Source organism: Mycoplana sp. ABR4_002 (assembly GCF_056159645.1).
The window spans coordinates 2,223,763-2,238,234 of the sequence record NZ_JBSWVO010000001.1 but is presented as its reverse complement, the minus strand read 5'-3'; the positions used below and the strand labels follow the sequence as shown (position 1 = coordinate 2,238,234).

Here is a 14,472-nt window from a genome sequence, read left to right as displayed (position 1 = left end):
CCCTGATACGCAGCGAAGGTTAAGCGGCGATTACGTCGAGCGCCGAGGCGAAGAGGCCGCGGCCGTCGGCCCCGCCATGGGCAGCCTCGATCAGGTTTTCCGGGTGCGGCATCATGCCGAGCACGTTGCCCTTCTCGTTCACCACGCCGGCGATGTCGTTCAGGGAGCCGTTCGGGTTGGTGCCGTCGGCATAGCGGAACACCACCTGTCCGCTGCCCTCGATCCGCGCCAGCGTCTCGCCGTCGGCAAAGAAGTTGCCGTCGTGGTGGGCGACCGGGCTACGGATGATCTGACCCTCGGCGTAGGCGCGGGTAAAATCGGTATCGGCGTTGACGACCTCGAGCCTGACCTCGCGGCAAACGAATTTCAGCGAGGCGTTGCGCATCAGCGCCCCCGGCAAAAGGCCAGCCTCGAGCAGGATCTGGAAGCCGTTGCACACGCCGAGCACCTTCACGCCGGCCTCGGCCTTCGCCTTGATCGCCTGCATCACCGGCATGCGGGCGGCGATGGCGCCGCAGCGCAGGTAGTCGCCGTAGGAAAAGCCGCCCGGGATGACGATGAGGTCAACGCCCGCGGGGATCTCGGTCTCCGTCTGCCAGACGGTGACGGGCGCGGTCCCGCCGATCTTGGTCAGGGCCGCGATCATGTCGCGGTCGCGGTTCAGGCCTGGAAGTTGGACGACGGCTGCTCTCATGGTCTGGCTCAAACTTTGCCTGGGCCTCTGTGCGTTCACGCACATCGAGGCGGGTTTCGAAACGATCGAGGGGCTGGTCGAAGCGGTTCGCCGCCCTGGCGGACCGTGTCAAACTCCTCGCATGGCAATCATCCCGCTGCGACGGTCGGACGGCCGCATGCCGGCCGGTCCTTCGGGTATGCATCCTGCTCGGGAGTCCGCTCGCGGTCCGCTGTTCGCCGAAGCTGCGGCTCCCGGTCGCCTCAGGCGAGGGCGATCGAATAGTTCTCGATCACCGTGTTCGCCAGCAGCTTCTCGCACATGTCCTTCAGCTCGGCTTCGGCCTTGGCCTTGTCGGCGGTCTGCAGCTCGAGGTCGAAAACCTTGCCCTGGCGGACATGGCCGACACCGTCGAAGCCGAGCGCGCCGAGCGCGCCCTCGATCGCCTTGCCCTGGGGGTCGAGAACGCCGTTCTTCAGCGTGACCGTTACGCGTGCCTTGATCATGTGTTCCTCTTCAAACGCGATCGTCATGTGGCCGTGCTGGCCGGGGCCGGTAACACCGCCCGTGATTACTTGACCAGGACGGGGCCGGTGCCGCGGATCGGCTCGTTCTCGTTGATGATGCCGAGCCGGCGCGCGACCTCCTGGTAGGCCTCGAGCAGCCCGCCCATGTCGCGGCGGAAGCGGTCCTTGTCCATCTTCTCCTGGGTGTTGACGTCCCAGAGGCGGCAGCTGTCGGGCGAGATCTCGTCGGCGATGATGATGCGCATCATGTCGCCCTCGTAGAGCCGGCCGCATTCGATCTTGAAGTCGACGAGCTGGATGCCGACGCCGAGGAACAGGCCGGAGAGGAAGTCGTTGACGCGGATGGCGAGCGCCATGATGTCGTCGAGCTCCTGCGGGCTGGCCCAGCCGAAGGCGGTGATGTGCTCCTCGGAGACGAGCGGGTCGTCGAGATTGTCCGCCTTGAAGTAGAACTCGATGATCGAGCGCGGCAGAACGGTGCCTTCCTCGATCCCCAGGCGCTTGGCCAGCGAGCCGGCGGCGACGTTGCGCACGACGACCTCGAGCGGGATGATCTCGACTTCCTTGATCAGCTGCTCGCGCATGTTGAGGCGACGGATGAAATGCGTCGGAATGCCCATCTTGTTCAGATGGGTGAACAGGTATTCCGAAATCCGGTTGTTGAGCACACCCTTGCCGTCAATGACGTCGTGCTTCTTCTTGTTGAAGGCGGTGGCGTCGTCCTTGAAGAACTGGATCAGCGTGCCCGGCTCAGGACCCTCATAGAGAATCTTGGCCTTGCCCTCGTAAATACGGCGGCGACGGTTCATGGAATTTATCTCTGCAGTTGGCGCCGATGGCCGGCGCAAATGTCATTTCGTTCCCGGGTCCATAAACGAATTGAACCGGTTTCACAATCGGCCAGTGCCGCGATCCCCGCATTTCCGGGCGGGTCGCCGACACGCCTTGGTCACGGAAACTTCGATTGCACTTTCCGCACGCATTTGATTTATGAATGGGAAAGCCTGTTGGCAAGACATGCAAACTACGGGAGTCGGACATGACCAGCATGCAGGATCGCGAAAAGGCCTTCGAAGCGAAGTTCGCCATGGACGAGGAGCTGAAGTTCAAGGCCGAGGCACGCCGCAACCGCCTGCTTGGCCTCTGGGCCGCCGATCTCCTGAACAAGAGCGATCCCGAAGCCTATGCGCGCGAGGTCGTTGCCGCGGACATGCTGGAGGCCGGCCACGAGGACGTCGTGCGCAAGGTCAAGGCCGACTTCGATGGCGCCGGCATCGCCAGGACCGAAGATGAGATCCGCTCGAAGATGATCGAGCTGCTGGCGGTGGCGATCGAGCAGATCAAGAACGCCTGACCCGCGGAGCGGCTACCTCGCGAAGGCCGGTCAGCGGCCAAATGCGAAGAAAAAAAAGTGCGCGGTCCCGACCGCGCCCTTTTTCATTTCCTGTTCGTCGTCTCAGGCCTGGCCGAAAACGCGCTTGAAGATCGTGTCGACGTGCTTGGTGTGGTAGCCGAGGTCGAACTTCTCGCGGATGTCCTCCTCCGACAGGGCGGCCCGTACTTCCTGGTCGGCCAGAAGCTCCTCGAGGAAGTCCTTGCCTTCCTCCCAGACCTTCATCGCGTTGCGCTGGACGAGGCGGTAGCTGTCCTCGCGCGAGACGCCGGCCTGCGTCAGCGCCAGCAGCACGCGCTGCGAATGGACGAGCCCGCGGAACTTGTTGAGGTTCTTCTCCATGTTCTCCGGGTAGACCACCAGCTTCTCGATCACGCCGGCGAGGCGGTGCAGGGCAAAATCCAGGGTCACCGTCGTGTCGGGGCCGATGGCGCGCTCGACGCTCGAATGGCTGATGTCGCGCTCGTGCCAGAGGGCAACGTTCTCCATGGCCGGCACGACCGACATGCGAACGAGACGGGCCAATCCCGTCAGGTTCTCGGTCAACACCGGGTTGCGCTTGTGCGGCATGGCCGACGAGCCCTTCTGGCCGGGCGAGAAGAACTCCTCGGCTTCGAGCACCTCGGTGCGCTGCATGTGGCGGATCTCGATCGCGACATTCTCGATCGAGGAGGCGATGACGCCGAGCGTGGCGAAGAACATCGCGTGGCGGTCGCGCGGGATGACCTGCGTGGAGACGGGTTCCGGAACGAGACCGAGCGCGGCGCAGACATGTTCCTCGACCCGCGGGTCGATGTTGGCGAAGGTGCCGACGGCGCCGGAGATCGCCCCGGTTGCGATTTCCGCACGCGCGGCGAGGAGGCGGGCGCGGTTGCGGTCCATTTCCGCATAGAAGCGGGCCAAGGTCAGCCCCATCGTCGTCGGCTCGGCATGGATGCCGTGGCTGCGGCCGATGCGAACGGTGTCCTTGTGCTCGAAGGCGCGCGTCTTCAGGGCGGCGAGGACGCGGTCGAGGCCGGCCAGCAGGATGTCGGCTGCGCGCACCAGCTGGATGTTGAACGTCGTGTCGAGCACGTCGGAGGAGGTCATGCCCTGGTGGACGAAGCGGGCGTCGGGGCCGACGATTTCGGCCAGGTGCGTCAGGAAAGCGATCACGTCATGTTTCGTCACCGCCTCGATCTCGTCGATGCGGGCGACGTCGAACACCGCCTTGCCGCCCTTGTCCCAGATCGTCCTGGCGGCGTCCTTCGGGATGACGCCGAGCTCGGCGAGCGCGTCGCAGGCGTGCGCCTCGATCTCGAACCAGATGCGGAACTTCGTCTCGGGTGACCAGATGGCGACCATGTCCGGGCGGGAGTAGCGAGGGATCATCGGCTTTCAGCTTTCGTTGGATGCGGGGTGTTGGCGCCCCTCTACCAAGAAAGGCGAGCAAGCTCAACGCATGGCTTTCGCAAGCCAGAGACTGGTGGCCGCGAGAACGGGCAGTCCGAGCGGAAGGTAGAGGCCCAGGCCGATGACGGCGAACTGGTAGACGGCAGACGCGGAGGTGCCGACAAACTGCTTGATGCCGATCCATGTGGTGAGCGGGGCGTGCCACTGCGAATAGAACAGCCGGTAGTCCATCGCGAAGAGGAAGGCCGTCATCGCGATCGTGCCGAGTGCAAGCAGGGCGAAGCTGGCGGCGAAACGGGTCTCGACGCATCGGTTCCGCGTCGTCAGACGCGCGGCGGGAACGGCGAAGGGCCATGCGAACAGGCCGCCGGCGAAGAACAGGATCGAAAGCTCGGCAAGGTGAAACGTCTCAAGGCGGTTCGACAGGTAGAGCGAGGCCATCGACGAAAGGGCCATCAGCGTGCCCCAGCCAACGGCGCCGAGCAGGAGCGAGGCAGCCGGCGGGCAGACGGGCGCGCGCCCCTTGGGTTCGGCGATGGCGCGTTCGTGCCTGCCTTGCCTCCGGGCGGCTTCCATCGTCATGGCTTCAGCGGCACGGCGATCCAGCGGCCGTCACTGCCCTCGAAGCCGAAACGGATAACCATCACCATCGCCATGTGGATCGGGCCGGCCGTTCCCTGGTGGGTGACGACGCCGCCGATGCGGTATCCGGTCGGGCAGCCGCGGCTCTGGGGAATTCCCTCGTCGCGGTAGACGATCTCGTCCACCGGCTGTCCGGCCTTTTCGGTGAGCGCCAGCTGGAACGTCGCGCTGTGTTCGATCAGGCCCTCACAGGCGGCGGGCGGCTGTGCCGCGGTCTCGGTCAGCGTCAGCGTGTAGGGCTGGCCGGCCCGGGGCTCGGCCGGAAAGGCATAGTAGCGGATCGTGTCCGCCGCCGGGCCGACCTCGCTATAGGGATTGAACGCGACAAGCTGGCCCGGCTGGTCGGTCAGGTTGTAGCGCGCCACCAGCGGATTGGCCCGCGCGCCGGCCTCGGCCCGCACCCGGCGCAGGCCGGCGTCGTTCTCAGGCGCCTGGACGCGAATGGGCGTGCCGGGAAAATAGGCGTCCTTCCGCGTATCGATCACGTAGATGCTGGAATAGGCCGATCCCGAACCGTCCTGGATGCCGAACTCCTCGTAGGCGAAGATGCCGCCATCGGCGGAGAAGCCGATCGGGCGGAGTTGCGCGAAGTCGCCGGCAAGGGCGGCGGCCGGTGCCAGCAGCGCACCGACGAGCCCGGCGGCAATCTTGCGCATGATCCTCAACCGCGTGCCCCTCCTGCGTTCGCGCGCAGAGTTTCAATCGTCTTGCGATAGGCGTCAACATGACCGCCGCCATAGATGGCCGAACCGGCGACGAAGACGTTGGCGCCCGCCGCCGCCGGCCGGGCGATCGTGTCGGCGGTGATGCCGCCGTCGACCTGCAGCTCGATCGGCCGGTCGCCGATCATCTTGTCGATGCGCGCGATCTTCTCCTCCATTGCCGGGATGAACTTCTGGCCGCCGAAGCCGGGATTCACGGTCATCACCAGGATCAGGTCGAGCTTGTCGAGCAGGTATTCGAGCACGCTCTCGGGGGTGGCGGGATTGATCGAGACGCCCGCCTTCTTGCCAAGGCCCCGGATCGCCTGGATCGAGCGGTCGAGATGCGGGCCGGCCTCGGCATGGACGGTGATGCCGTCGCAGCCGGCCTTGGCGAAGGCCTCGAGATAGGGATCGGCCGGCGCGATCATGAGATGGCAGTCGAAGAAGGCATCGGTGTGCGGCCGCAGCGCCTTGATGACGTCGGGGCCGTAGGAGATGTTCGGCACGAAGTGGCCGTCCATGATGTCGAGATGGATCCAGTCGGCGCCGGCGGCAACGACGTCGCGCACTTCCTGGCCCAGCTTGGCATAGTCGGCGGCGAGGATGGAGGGGGCGATCCGGATGGGACGGGACATGGCATGGCTCCGAGGCAGTTGGGTCTGGCGAGCCCATACCACCCCTTTCGGCGGGCGACAACGCAGCAAGGGGAACGGATGGGCTTTGCTCAGCCGTCGCGCCAGGCCGGCACCCTGTCGCCGGGTGCGGCCGTGGCGTCATGGATGCCGCGGGCGATGGCCCGCGCCATCGTCGCGGCCGCGGCCGCGCAGAGAGCAATGAATTCCTCTACCGCGACCGCCTTGCCACTGGCGCCGGTGGCGAGAGCGAAGACGAGGTCGCCGTCGAGGGCGGTGTGCGCGGGCCACAGCGCGCGGGCGAAGCCGTCATGGGCCGAGATGGCGAGCCGCTTGGCCTCGGCCTTGGTCAGCACGGCGTCGGTGGCGATGACGGCGATGGTGGTGTTGGTCGGCGCGTCCGCGCGCACCGTCAGCTTGGTGGTCGGCAGCCGCGCATCCGCCGGGATCGTTTCCGGCAGCCCCAGGCCGCCGAACTCGCGGCCTTCCTCGAACGCGGCGGCCCAGAAGTGGCGGGTGCGGCCGACGGTCGCCGAGCCGAGCGCGTTGGCGGCAACCAGCGCGCCGACGGTGATGCCGTTGTCGAGCATCAACGAGGCGGAGCCGAGGCCGCCCTTGAACGTCGCGGTGGTGGCGCCGGTGCCGGCCCCGGCCGTGCCGGTGGCAAAATCGGCGGCGGCTGCCAGCGTCGCGGCATGCCCGAGTTCGCGGTAGGGCGGATAGCGGCCCCAGTCCTTGTCGCCACCATTGCCAAGGTCGAACAGGATCGCTGCGGGCACGATCGGGACGCGGATGGTGCCGATGGCAAAGCCACGGCCCTGTTCGCGCAGCGCCGCCTGCACGCCGGAGGCCGCGTCGAGGCCGAAGGCCGAGCCGCCGGACAGGCACAGCGCGTCGACCGTCTCGACGGTGTTGTGGACCTCGAGCAGGTCCGTTTCGCGTGTCCCGGGCGCGCCGCCGAGCACCTGGACGGCGGCGACGGCGGGCTGTTCGCAGACGACGACGGTGACGCCCGATTTCAGCCGGTCGTCGGAGGCGTTGCCGACGGCAAGGCCGGCGACGTCGGTGATCAGGTTTCCCGGCCCCGGTCCCATCTCAGTCGTTCTCCCCCGGTGCGGGCACCGGAATGAAGCGGTCCTTCCACCATTCCATCAGGTGGTAGGGATTGTCGCGCAACTCGTGCCCGGCGCCGAATCCGATCGTGCCGAGGACGGTCGGGAAGCTGTCCTGGACCAGCGCCTGCGTGATGGACTGCTTCGGGAATGCAGCCTTGGCCATCTCAACCAGCGTCACGGCGGCATGGGCGGGGAAGACATACCCCTCCGCCACGATCCCCGCGTCCTTCATCCGCCCGGCAAGCGCGGCACCCTCGGCGGTCACCCCGTCGACGGGCACAAGGATCGCCTGCGTACCGTCGGGCAGGGGTACGTGCTGGTCCGCCGCCATCAGCGCCTCGCCGCCCATGAACGACAGCGGCAGCGTCTCGATGCGGGCATCGCGGGCGATGACCGCCACGTCGCCGCGGTCACCGCCGACGAAGACATGGGTGGCGCCGGTCTTGGCGAGGCGCCGGACCAGCCCGATCTGCTGCTCCTGGGCAGGGCGGAAGGTGTCGACGAAGACAGGCTTCATGCCCCGCTCCTCCAGCTTCAGCCGGATTGCCTCGACCAGTTCGCGGGCATGGATGGTGCCGTCGTCGATCAGGGCGAAGGGCTCGGCCGCCCAGCCGGTGGCGATCACGTCGACCGCCTTGTCGGCTTCCATGCCCGGTGCGGGGGCCAGGCGGAACAGCGGCCAGTCGTACCGAAGCGCGTCCTCCATCAGCACGCGGGAGCGCGCCGAGAGCGTGATTGCGGGCACGTCCGCGTCGGCCAGCGCCGGCAGCGCCGCCCGCAGGTCCTCGGTGCAGAGGAAGCCGATGGCGACGTCCGCGCCGGCGGAGATGACGCTGCGCGCCAGCTGGTCGTCGCCGGTGTCGCCGCAGTGCTCGCCGATCTCGATGAGCTCGCTGCCGCGGGTCGCGGCCGCAAAACGGGCGCCGGCGCGGACCTGGTCGCCGAGGATTGCGAGCGGGCCGCTGTCGGGTGCGACCACCGCGATCCTGGAGCCGCTGGCGGCGGCCGGCGAGCCGATCGCAAGAGCGGACAGGAGGGTGATGATCAGACGTTGGCGCATCGGCGGGCCTCAGTGTTCGATTGCATGTCTTGCACGAACTGGACGCTCCCGGTCAAAGCAAAATGTGATTACCCTGGCGTGTGTTCCCGCCGACACGGTGGCGCGATGGCCGGAAAAACCATCGAAAATGCCGCTTTTGGACTTACATTTTTCTTCATTGTTTCCATGTAATCCCTTTGGAAGAAGGGAGATTGCCGTGTTGGACCGACTGATGATGGACCCGCCCCTCTATCGCGAGGCCATGAGCCGCTACGCCGGGCACGTCCAGATCGCCACGACCGCCTATGCGGGCGAGCGTCGCGGCGTGACCATCACGGCGGCCTGCTCGGTGTCCGACAATCCGGCCATGGTGCTTGCCTGCCTGAACGTGTCGAACCCGCGCAACGACATCTTCCGCAAGAGCGGACACTTCGCCCTCAATGCGCTGGCCGCCGACCAGGTCGAGCTTGCCAACATCTTTTCCGGTCGCGATCCTTCCATTCCGGGCGACCGCTTTGCCTACGGCAGCTGGACCGAGCTGGTCACGGGCTCGCCGGTCCTTGCCGACGCGCTGGCATCGTTCGACTGCCGCCTGATCGAGGTCAAGGTGATGGCGACCCACATGATCCTGTTCGGCGAGGTGATCGGCGTGGCCCATGGGCCGCAGCGGCCGGCGCTCATTTATATGGACCGGGATTACCGCACGCTATAAGTTCACCTCCGAAACGGGGGCAGCATGGCGACTTACCAGACGGGCACCATTCCGCAATCGATCGAGGAGACGGTCGAGATGCTCGCGGCCGGAAACTACCTTGCCGGCCGCTCGCTGGCGACGGTGCTGTTCCTGTCGCTGAAGATGAAGCGACCGCTGTTTCTGGAGGGGGAGGCCGGCGTTGGGAAGACCGAGATCGCCAAGGTGCTCGCCAAGGCGCTCGACCGCCCGCTGATCCGGCTGCAGTGCTACGAGGGGCTCGACATCGCCTCCGCCGTCTACGAATGGAACTATCCGGCGCAGATGCTGGAGATACGTCTTGCCGAGGCTGCGGGCACGACGGACCGCGCGCGCATCGAGTCCGACATTTTCTCCGACCGCTACCTCATCCGCCGGCCCGTGCTGCAGGCGCTGTCCTCCGCGGACGGGCGGGCGCCGGTGTTCCTGATCGACGAACTCGACCGCACCGACGAGGCGTTCGAGGCCTTCCTGCTCGAGGTCCTGTCCGATTTCCAGGTGACGGTGCCGGAACTGGGCACGATCCGCGCCGCCGAACCGCCGATCGTCATCATCACCACCAACCGCACGCGCGAGGTGCACGATGCGTTGAAGCGGCGCTGCCTGTACCACTGGGTCGACTATCCCGGGGCGGAGCAGGAACTGGAGATCATCCGCCGCAAGGTGCCCTGCTGCAACGCGGCGCTGTCCCGGCAGATCGTCGCCTATGTGCAGAGGCTTCGCGGACTAGACCTGTTCAAGAACCCGGGCGTGGCCGAAACGATCGACTGGGCGACGGCGCTGACCGAGCTCGACCGCATGGCCCTCGACCCGGAGACGGTATCCGACACGCTCGGAACGCTGTTGAAGTACCAGGACGACATCGCCCGCATCGAGGGCGGCGAGGGGCGCAAGCTCTTGGACGAGGTCAAGTCCGAGCTTCGCGCGACGGCCTGACCATGGTCGAGACGGCAATCGAGGGGCTGGTCATTCCGCAGCTTTCGCTGGGTGACGGCCGGCTGGCCGACAACATCGTCCATTTCGCCCGCGCGCTGCGCAAGGCCGGCCTGCGGATCGGCCCGGCGGCGGTCGCCGACGCGATCGCCGCCGTCGAGGCAATCGGCATCGGGGACCGCGACGAGTTCTATACGGCGCTGCACTGCACGCTTGTGCGTCGCCACGAGGACCAGGCGATCTTCGACGAGGCATTCCGCATCTTCTGGCGCTCGCGCAACCTCGTGCAGAAAATGATTGCGATGATGTCGCCGGTCGTCCGGCGCGAGAGCGAACAGGAAAAGCGCAAGGCCGGCGACAGACGCCTCTCCGACGCGCTCTTTGCCGGGCGGCGTGACGATCCCGCGCGGCCGCGCGACGAACCGGACGTCGAGGTCGACGCCCGATTCACGACTTCGGGCAGCGAAGTGCTGCGCAAGACCGACTTCGCGCAGATGTCGGCATCGGAGCTGCGCGCGGCCAAGCGCGCGATTGCCGGCCTTGTGCTGCCGATGGACGAGGTCCGGACGCGCCGCTTCCGGCGCAGCACCAGCAAGGCGACGGTGGATCCGCGGGCGACGATGCGGCAGGCTATGCGCACCGGCGGCGCGCTGATCCTGCCGCGGCATCGCGAGCCGAAGTTGGTGCACCCGCCGCTGGTGGTGCTGGCCGATATCTCCGGCTCGATGAGCCAGTACACCCGCATCTTCCTGCACTTCCTGCATGCGTTGACCGAACGGCGGCGGCGCGTGCACACCTTCCTGTTCGGCACACGCCTGACCAACGTGTCCCGGCAGATGCGCCACCGCGACCCGGACGAGGCGGTCGGGGAGTGCACTCGAGCGGTCGAGGACTGGTCCGGCGGCACCCGCATCGGCGAGACGCTGCGGCAGTTCAACCGGCTGTGGTCGCGTCGGGTGCTGGGACAGGGCGCGGTCGTGTTGCTGATCACCGACGGGCTGGAACGCGAGGGCATCGACACGCTGGCGGCGGAGATGGACCGGCTGCACCGTTCCTGTCGCCGTCTGGTCTGGCTCAACCCCTTGCTGCGCTTCGAGGGCTTCGAGGCGCGGGCGCGCGGCGTGCGCGCCATGCTGCCGCATGTTGACGAACTGCGGGCCGTGCACAATCTTGAAGCCATGTCGGACCTGGTCGAGGCCTTGTCCGGCAAGAGCGGCGGTTTGGCCGATCCGCGGCGGTTTCTCGCGGCGATGAGATGAGGGAGGTCCGGGATGGATGAGCCGATCAATGCGCTCGATCCCCTGACGGTGGCGGAAACGTGGATGGACAACGGGCGTGACGTGGCGGTCGCGACGGTGGTCGAGACCTGGGGCTCGGCGCCGCGACCGACCGGCAGCCATCTCGTCATCGACGGCGAGGGCAACTTCCACGGCTCGGTTTCGGGCGGCTGCGTCGAGGGAGCCGTCATCGGCGAGGCGCTCGAGGTGATTTCGAGCGGCGAGCCGAGGATGCTGGAGTTCGGGGTGGCCGACGAAACGGCCTGGCGCGTCGGCCTGTCCTGCGGCGGGCGAATCCGGGTCTATGTGGAGCGGCTCGGCTGATGGATCCCCTGGTCTTGCGCAAGCTGAATGCCGAGCGGCGCGCCCGCCGCGCCGTGCTGCACGTCACCGACCTCGGCGACGGGCGCGACCGGGTCGTGCGCGAGGGCGACGCCGTCACCGGCGCGCTCGGCGCGGCGATCGCAGCCGCGTTCCGATCCGGCAGGTCCGGCGCCGTCGCGGCGGACGGGCGTGACTATTTCCTCAACGTCTACCTGCCGCCGGCCCGGATCGTGGTGGTCGGGGCGGTGCACATCAGCCAGGCGCTGGCGGCGATGGCGAAGGTCGCCGGCTTCGACCTGACGATCATCGACCCGCGCACCGCCTTTGCCACCGAGGAACGCTTCGCCGGCGTCGATCTCGTCGCCGACTGGCCGGAGGACGTCCTGCCGCAGCGCCCGCTCGACGCCTACACCGCACTCGTCGCGGTGACGCACGACCCCAAGATCGACGACTTTCCGATCCGCGCCGCGCTGGATGCCGGCTGCTTCTATGTCGGCGCGCTCGGCAGCCGCAAGACGCATGCGAAGCGCATCGAGCGCCTGGCGGCCGCGGGGGTGGCACCGGACGCAATGGCACGCATCTCCGCGCCCATCGGCCTCGACATCGGCGCGGCGAGCCCGGCCGAAATCGCCGTCGCGATCCTGGCCGAAATCATCCAGGCCTTCCGGCAGCGCGACCTGCGCAGGGAGGCCGCATGAAGTTCGGCGAGGTGGCCGTGCGCTCGGCGGCCGGCACGATCCTGGCGCACGGCGTGCGCGGCGAGGGCGCCTCGTTCTCCAAGGGGCACCTTCTGTCGAACGACGACTGCCGGCTGCTGCAGGCGGCCGGCATCGATCGGGTCACGGCCGTGCGGCTGGAGCCGGGCGACCTGGACGAGGACACCGCCGCCGCGCGGCTGGCCGAGGCGATCGGGCCGGACCATCTGACCTTCACCGCCCCGGCCACCGGCCGCGTCAACATCCACGCCGCGGTCGACGGGCTGCTCCTCGTCGACCGGGCCGCCATCGACCGCTTCAACCGCATCGACCCGGCGATTACCATCGCGACCCTCGCCGACCACGCGAGCGTGCGTCCGGGCGACATGGTGGCGACGATCAAGATCATTCCGCTGGCGGTGCCGGGAGCGGCGGTCGAGCGGGCGGCGGCGGCTCTGTCGGGGACGGAGGCGCTGCGCGTGCGGCCGTTTGCGCCCCGCCGCGTCGCCCTGATCGCGACGACCCTGCCGTCGCTGAAACCGTCGGTGATGGACAAGACCCGGCGCCTGCTGGAGCACCGCCTGGCCCCGTCCGGCAGCACGCTGACCGGCGAGACCCGTGTCGCCCACGAAGCAGCGGCACTGGCGGAGGCGCTCGGGCCGGCGGCGGGAGACAGCGACCTCGTCGTCGTTTTCGGCGCTTCGGCGGTCGCCGACCGAGAGGACGTCATCCCGGCCGCGATCCAAAGGGCGGGCGGGACGGTCGAGCAGGTCGGCATGCCGGTCGATCCGGGCAACCTGCTGGTGCTCGGGCACGTTGGCCAGACGCCGGTGATCGGCGCGCCCGGCTGCGCGCGCAGCCCCAAGGAGAACGGTTTCGACTGGGTCCTGGCCCGGATTCTCGCCGGGCAGACGCCGGACGCCGCAGCGTTGACGGGCATGGGGGTCGGCGGCCTGCTCGCCGAGATTCCGACCCGCCCCCGACCGCGCGAGCTGAAGGGCGAGCGCAGGGGCGACCGCGCCGCGGCCGCGCAGAAGATCGTCGCGCTCGTTCTGGCGGCCGGGCAGGCACGGCGGATGGGCGGCGCGGGCCGCCACAAGCTGCTGGCCGAGTTCGACGGCGTGCCGCTGGTGCGCAAATCGGTGCTGACGGCGCTGGCCGCCGGACCCGACCGCGTGGTCGCGGTCCTCGGCCACAGGGCGCAGGAGGTCGAGGAGGCGCTCGAGGGGCTGCCGGTCGCGATCGTTCACAACCCGCTCTATGCGGAAGGGATGTCCACCTCGCTCAATGCCGGGCTGGATGCGGTCGGGCCGGATTGCACCGGCGTGCTGGTGCATCTCGCCGACATGCCGCGCGTCGCCCCGGACGATTTGCGCAAGCTGACGGCCGCCTTTGCCGCCGCCGGTGGCGAGGCGGTCGTGCGGGCGGTGTCGGACGGCAAGCGTGGCAATCCCGTCATCCTGCCGCGCGCCACCTTCGCCGCGATCCGCCGGCTCGAGGGCGACGTCGGCGCACGGCAGATCATCGAGAACTCGGGTCTCGACATCATCGACGTCGATATCGGCGCGGCGGCGCATCTCGACGTCGACACGCCGGACGCAGTGGCGGCGGCGGGCGGCATTCTGAAGGGGTAGGCGATGGACAATGCGGCGATAGAGGAGATGTTCCAGTCGCTCGGGCCGGTGACGATCAGGCGCATGTTCGGTGGCAAGGGCATCTATGTCGGCGACCTGATCGTCGCGCTGGAAGTCGACGGCGAGGTGCTGCTCAAGGCCGACGAGGTGACCATCCCGGAGTTCGAGCTGTCCGGCAGCCAGCAGTGGACCTATGTGGGGCGCAAGACCGGCGCGCCGCTGAAGATGCCCTACTGGAGCATTCCGGAGGATGCCTTCGACGACCCCGACCTGATGGCGGGCTGGGTGCGGCTGGCGCTGGAGGCGGCGCTGCGCGCCAATCCTGGCAAGCGGTAAGGCGTCCCTAGCGGGGGCGCAGCGCGGCAACCGCGTCGGCGGTGAAGCGCGACAGGGGCTGGGGCAGCGCGTCGAGCGGGAACCAGCCGAATTCCGGCAGCTTCTCCGGCTCCATCACCTGTGGCTCGCCGGAAAACTCGTCGGTCGCGTAGATGGCCGACAGCCAATGCTGGCCGTCGGCCTCGATGACCTGCTCGGACAGGCAGAGAAAGTCGATGCGGCCGAACGCCAGCCCCGTCTCCTCCTCGGCCTCCCGGCGCGCGGCGACGGCGGAGTGTTCCATGTGGTCGACCTTGCCGCCGACGATGTTCCAGTGCCCGGCCTCGGGCGGCCGGACGCGACGGTAGAGCAGCACCTTGCCGTCGCGCAGGATCGCGAGCCCACAGCCGACGCCGGGTACGTCCTTGCCGGGAACTGGCACGGGAA

The 14,472-nt window shown here is 68.1% G+C and carries 18 protein-coding genes; 8 read left to right on the top strand and 10 right to left on the bottom strand.

Annotation, left to right across the window (positions count from 1 at the left end):
* Positions 1 to 19: 19 nt before the first annotated feature.
* The 3 genes from purQ to purC form a co-directional block, all read right to left on the bottom strand.
* Complete coding sequence (gene purQ, locus ACXAGF_RS10845; RefSeq protein WP_475016902.1) at positions 20 to 694, bottom strand: phosphoribosylformylglycinamidine synthase subunit PurQ; 675 nt, start codon at positions 692 to 694, stop codon at positions 20 to 22.
* A 242-nt stretch (positions 695 to 936) separates the two neighbouring features.
* Positions 937 to 1,179 (bottom strand): phosphoribosylformylglycinamidine synthase subunit PurS, encoded by a 243-nt coding sequence (gene purS, locus ACXAGF_RS10840; RefSeq protein WP_475019261.1) that lies wholly within the window; start codon positions 1,177 to 1,179, stop codon positions 937 to 939.
* Positions 1,180 to 1,244: 65 nt separating this feature from the next.
* Positions 1,245 to 2,009, bottom strand: coding sequence for a phosphoribosylaminoimidazolesuccinocarboxamide synthase (gene purC, locus ACXAGF_RS10835; RefSeq protein ID WP_475016899.1), 765 nt, complete (start codon positions 2,007 to 2,009; stop codon positions 1,245 to 1,247).
* A gap of 230 nt (positions 2,010 to 2,239) precedes the next feature.
* On the opposite strand from purC, the gene ACXAGF_RS10830 reads away from it, so the two are divergent.
* Positions 2,240 to 2,554, top strand: a complete 315-nt coding sequence (locus ACXAGF_RS10830) for a DUF1476 domain-containing protein (protein ID WP_475016897.1) — start codon at positions 2,240 to 2,242, stop codon at positions 2,552 to 2,554.
* 102 nt (positions 2,555 to 2,656) lie between these two features.
* Here ACXAGF_RS10830 and purB read toward each other — a convergent pair whose 3' ends face one another.
* The 6 genes from purB to ACXAGF_RS10800 form a co-directional block, all read right to left on the bottom strand.
* Complete coding sequence (purB, locus tag ACXAGF_RS10825) at positions 2,657 to 3,964, bottom strand: adenylosuccinate lyase (RefSeq protein WP_475016895.1); 1,308 nt, start codon at positions 3,962 to 3,964, stop codon at positions 2,657 to 2,659.
* 63 nt (positions 3,965 to 4,027) lie between these two features.
* Positions 4,028 to 4,561, bottom strand: a complete 534-nt coding sequence (locus tag ACXAGF_RS10820; protein WP_475016893.1) for a hypothetical protein — start codon at positions 4,559 to 4,561, stop codon at positions 4,028 to 4,030.
* 2 nt (positions 4,562 to 4,563) lie between these two features.
* Positions 4,564 to 5,283 (bottom strand): DUF2259 domain-containing protein, encoded by a 720-nt coding sequence (locus tag ACXAGF_RS10815; RefSeq protein WP_475016891.1) that lies wholly within the window; start codon positions 5,281 to 5,283, stop codon positions 4,564 to 4,566.
* A gap of 5 nt (positions 5,284 to 5,288) precedes the next feature.
* Positions 5,289 to 5,966 (bottom strand): ribulose-phosphate 3-epimerase, encoded by a 678-nt coding sequence (gene rpe, locus ACXAGF_RS10810; protein ID WP_475016889.1) that lies wholly within the window; start codon positions 5,964 to 5,966, stop codon positions 5,289 to 5,291.
* 89 nt (positions 5,967 to 6,055) lie between these two features.
* Positions 6,056 to 7,057: a P1 family peptidase gene (locus ACXAGF_RS10805; RefSeq protein WP_475016887.1), complete on the bottom strand. Its 1,002-nt coding sequence runs from the start codon at positions 7,055 to 7,057 to the stop codon at positions 6,056 to 6,058.
* Position 7,058: 1 nt separating this feature from the next.
* Complete coding sequence (locus tag ACXAGF_RS10800; RefSeq protein WP_475016885.1) at positions 7,059 to 8,138, bottom strand: ABC transporter substrate-binding protein; 1,080 nt, start codon at positions 8,136 to 8,138, stop codon at positions 7,059 to 7,061.
* A 196-nt stretch (positions 8,139 to 8,334) separates the two neighbouring features.
* Between ACXAGF_RS10800 and ACXAGF_RS10795 the strand changes: the two genes are divergently transcribed.
* The 7 genes from ACXAGF_RS10795 to ACXAGF_RS10765 are packed head-to-tail and all read left to right on the top strand — an operon-like array spanning position 8,335 to position 14,046.
* Positions 8,335 to 8,829, top strand: a complete 495-nt coding sequence (locus ACXAGF_RS10795) for a flavin reductase (protein ID WP_475016883.1) — start codon at positions 8,335 to 8,337, stop codon at positions 8,827 to 8,829.
* Between the two features lie 24 nt (positions 8,830 to 8,853).
* Positions 8,854 to 9,783 (top strand): AAA family ATPase, encoded by a 930-nt coding sequence (locus tag ACXAGF_RS10790; protein ID WP_475016881.1) that lies wholly within the window; start codon positions 8,854 to 8,856, stop codon positions 9,781 to 9,783.
* Between the two features lie 2 nt (positions 9,784 to 9,785).
* Positions 9,786 to 11,039, top strand: a complete 1,254-nt coding sequence (locus ACXAGF_RS10785) for a vWA domain-containing protein (RefSeq protein WP_475016879.1) — start codon at positions 9,786 to 9,788, stop codon at positions 11,037 to 11,039.
* A 12-nt stretch (positions 11,040 to 11,051) separates the two neighbouring features.
* Positions 11,052 to 11,381, top strand: a complete 330-nt coding sequence (locus tag ACXAGF_RS10780) for an XdhC family protein (RefSeq protein ID WP_475016877.1) — start codon at positions 11,052 to 11,054, stop codon at positions 11,379 to 11,381.
* Positions 11,381 to 12,079, top strand: coding sequence for an XdhC family protein (locus tag ACXAGF_RS10775; protein WP_475016875.1), 699 nt, complete (start codon positions 11,381 to 11,383; stop codon positions 12,077 to 12,079). The genes ACXAGF_RS10780 and ACXAGF_RS10775 overlap by 1 nt, the downstream gene beginning before the upstream one ends.
* Positions 12,076 to 13,710 carry an NTP transferase domain-containing protein gene (locus ACXAGF_RS10770; RefSeq protein WP_475016873.1) on the top strand — a complete coding sequence of 545 codons (1,635 nt, stop codon included), beginning with the start codon at positions 12,076 to 12,078 and terminating at the stop codon, positions 13,708 to 13,710. Before ACXAGF_RS10775 ends, ACXAGF_RS10770 begins: the two co-directional genes overlap by 4 nt.
* 3 nt (positions 13,711 to 13,713) lie before the next feature.
* Complete coding sequence (locus ACXAGF_RS10765) at positions 13,714 to 14,046, top strand: TfoX/Sxy family protein (RefSeq protein WP_475016871.1); 333 nt, start codon at positions 13,714 to 13,716, stop codon at positions 14,044 to 14,046.
* A 7-nt stretch (positions 14,047 to 14,053) separates the two neighbouring features.
* Here the strand turns inward: ACXAGF_RS10765 and ACXAGF_RS10760 are convergent, their stop codons facing one another.
* Positions 14,054 to 14,467: an NUDIX domain-containing protein gene (locus tag ACXAGF_RS10760; RefSeq protein WP_475016869.1), complete on the bottom strand. Its 414-nt coding sequence runs from the start codon at positions 14,465 to 14,467 to the stop codon at positions 14,054 to 14,056.
* Positions 14,468 to 14,472 lie beyond the last annotated feature (5 nt).

Excerpts from the sequence above, each read along its gene's own strand:
- ACXAGF_RS10815 (WP_475016891.1), bottom strand. The coding sequence starts at position 5,283 with ATGCGCAAGATTGCCGCCGGGCTCGTCGGTGCGCTGCTGGCACCGGCC.
- ACXAGF_RS10770 (WP_475016873.1), top strand. The coding sequence starts at position 12,076 with ATGAAGTTCGGCGAGGTGGCCGTGCGCTCGGCGGCCGGCACGATCCTG.
- purS (WP_475019261.1), bottom strand. The coding sequence starts at position 1,179 with ATGATCAAGGCACGCGTAACGGTCACGCTGAAGAACGGCGTTCTCGAC.
- ACXAGF_RS10785 (WP_475016879.1), top strand. The coding sequence starts at position 9,786 with ATGGTCGAGACGGCAATCGAGGGGCTGGTCATTCCGCAGCTTTCGCTG.
- ACXAGF_RS10820 (WP_475016893.1), bottom strand. The coding sequence starts at position 4,561 with ATGGAAGCCGCCCGGAGGCAAGGCAGGCACGAACGCGCCATCGCCGAA.
- ACXAGF_RS10775 (WP_475016875.1), top strand. The coding sequence starts at position 11,381 with ATGGATCCCCTGGTCTTGCGCAAGCTGAATGCCGAGCGGCGCGCCCGC.
- purB (WP_475016895.1), bottom strand. The coding sequence starts at position 3,964 with ATGATCCCTCGCTACTCCCGCCCGGACATGGTCGCCATCTGGTCACCC.
- ACXAGF_RS10790 (WP_475016881.1), top strand. The coding sequence starts at position 8,854 with ATGGCGACTTACCAGACGGGCACCATTCCGCAATCGATCGAGGAGACG.
- ACXAGF_RS10800 (WP_475016885.1), bottom strand. The coding sequence starts at position 8,138 with ATGCGCCAACGTCTGATCATCACCCTCCTGTCCGCTCTTGCGATCGGC.
- ACXAGF_RS10765 (WP_475016871.1), top strand. The coding sequence starts at position 13,714 with ATGGACAATGCGGCGATAGAGGAGATGTTCCAGTCGCTCGGGCCGGTG.
- rpe (WP_475016889.1), bottom strand. The coding sequence starts at position 5,966 with ATGTCCCGTCCCATCCGGATCGCCCCCTCCATCCTCGCCGCCGACTAT.
- purQ (WP_475016902.1), bottom strand. The coding sequence starts at position 694 with ATGAGAGCAGCCGTCGTCCAACTTCCAGGCCTGAACCGCGACCGCGAC.
- purC (WP_475016899.1), bottom strand. The coding sequence starts at position 2,009 with ATGAACCGTCGCCGCCGTATTTACGAGGGCAAGGCCAAGATTCTCTAT.
- ACXAGF_RS10805 (WP_475016887.1), bottom strand. The coding sequence starts at position 7,057 with ATGGGACCGGGGCCGGGAAACCTGATCACCGACGTCGCCGGCCTTGCC.
- ACXAGF_RS10830 (WP_475016897.1), top strand. The coding sequence starts at position 2,240 with ATGACCAGCATGCAGGATCGCGAAAAGGCCTTCGAAGCGAAGTTCGCC.
- ACXAGF_RS10780 (WP_475016877.1), top strand. The coding sequence starts at position 11,052 with ATGGATGAGCCGATCAATGCGCTCGATCCCCTGACGGTGGCGGAAACG.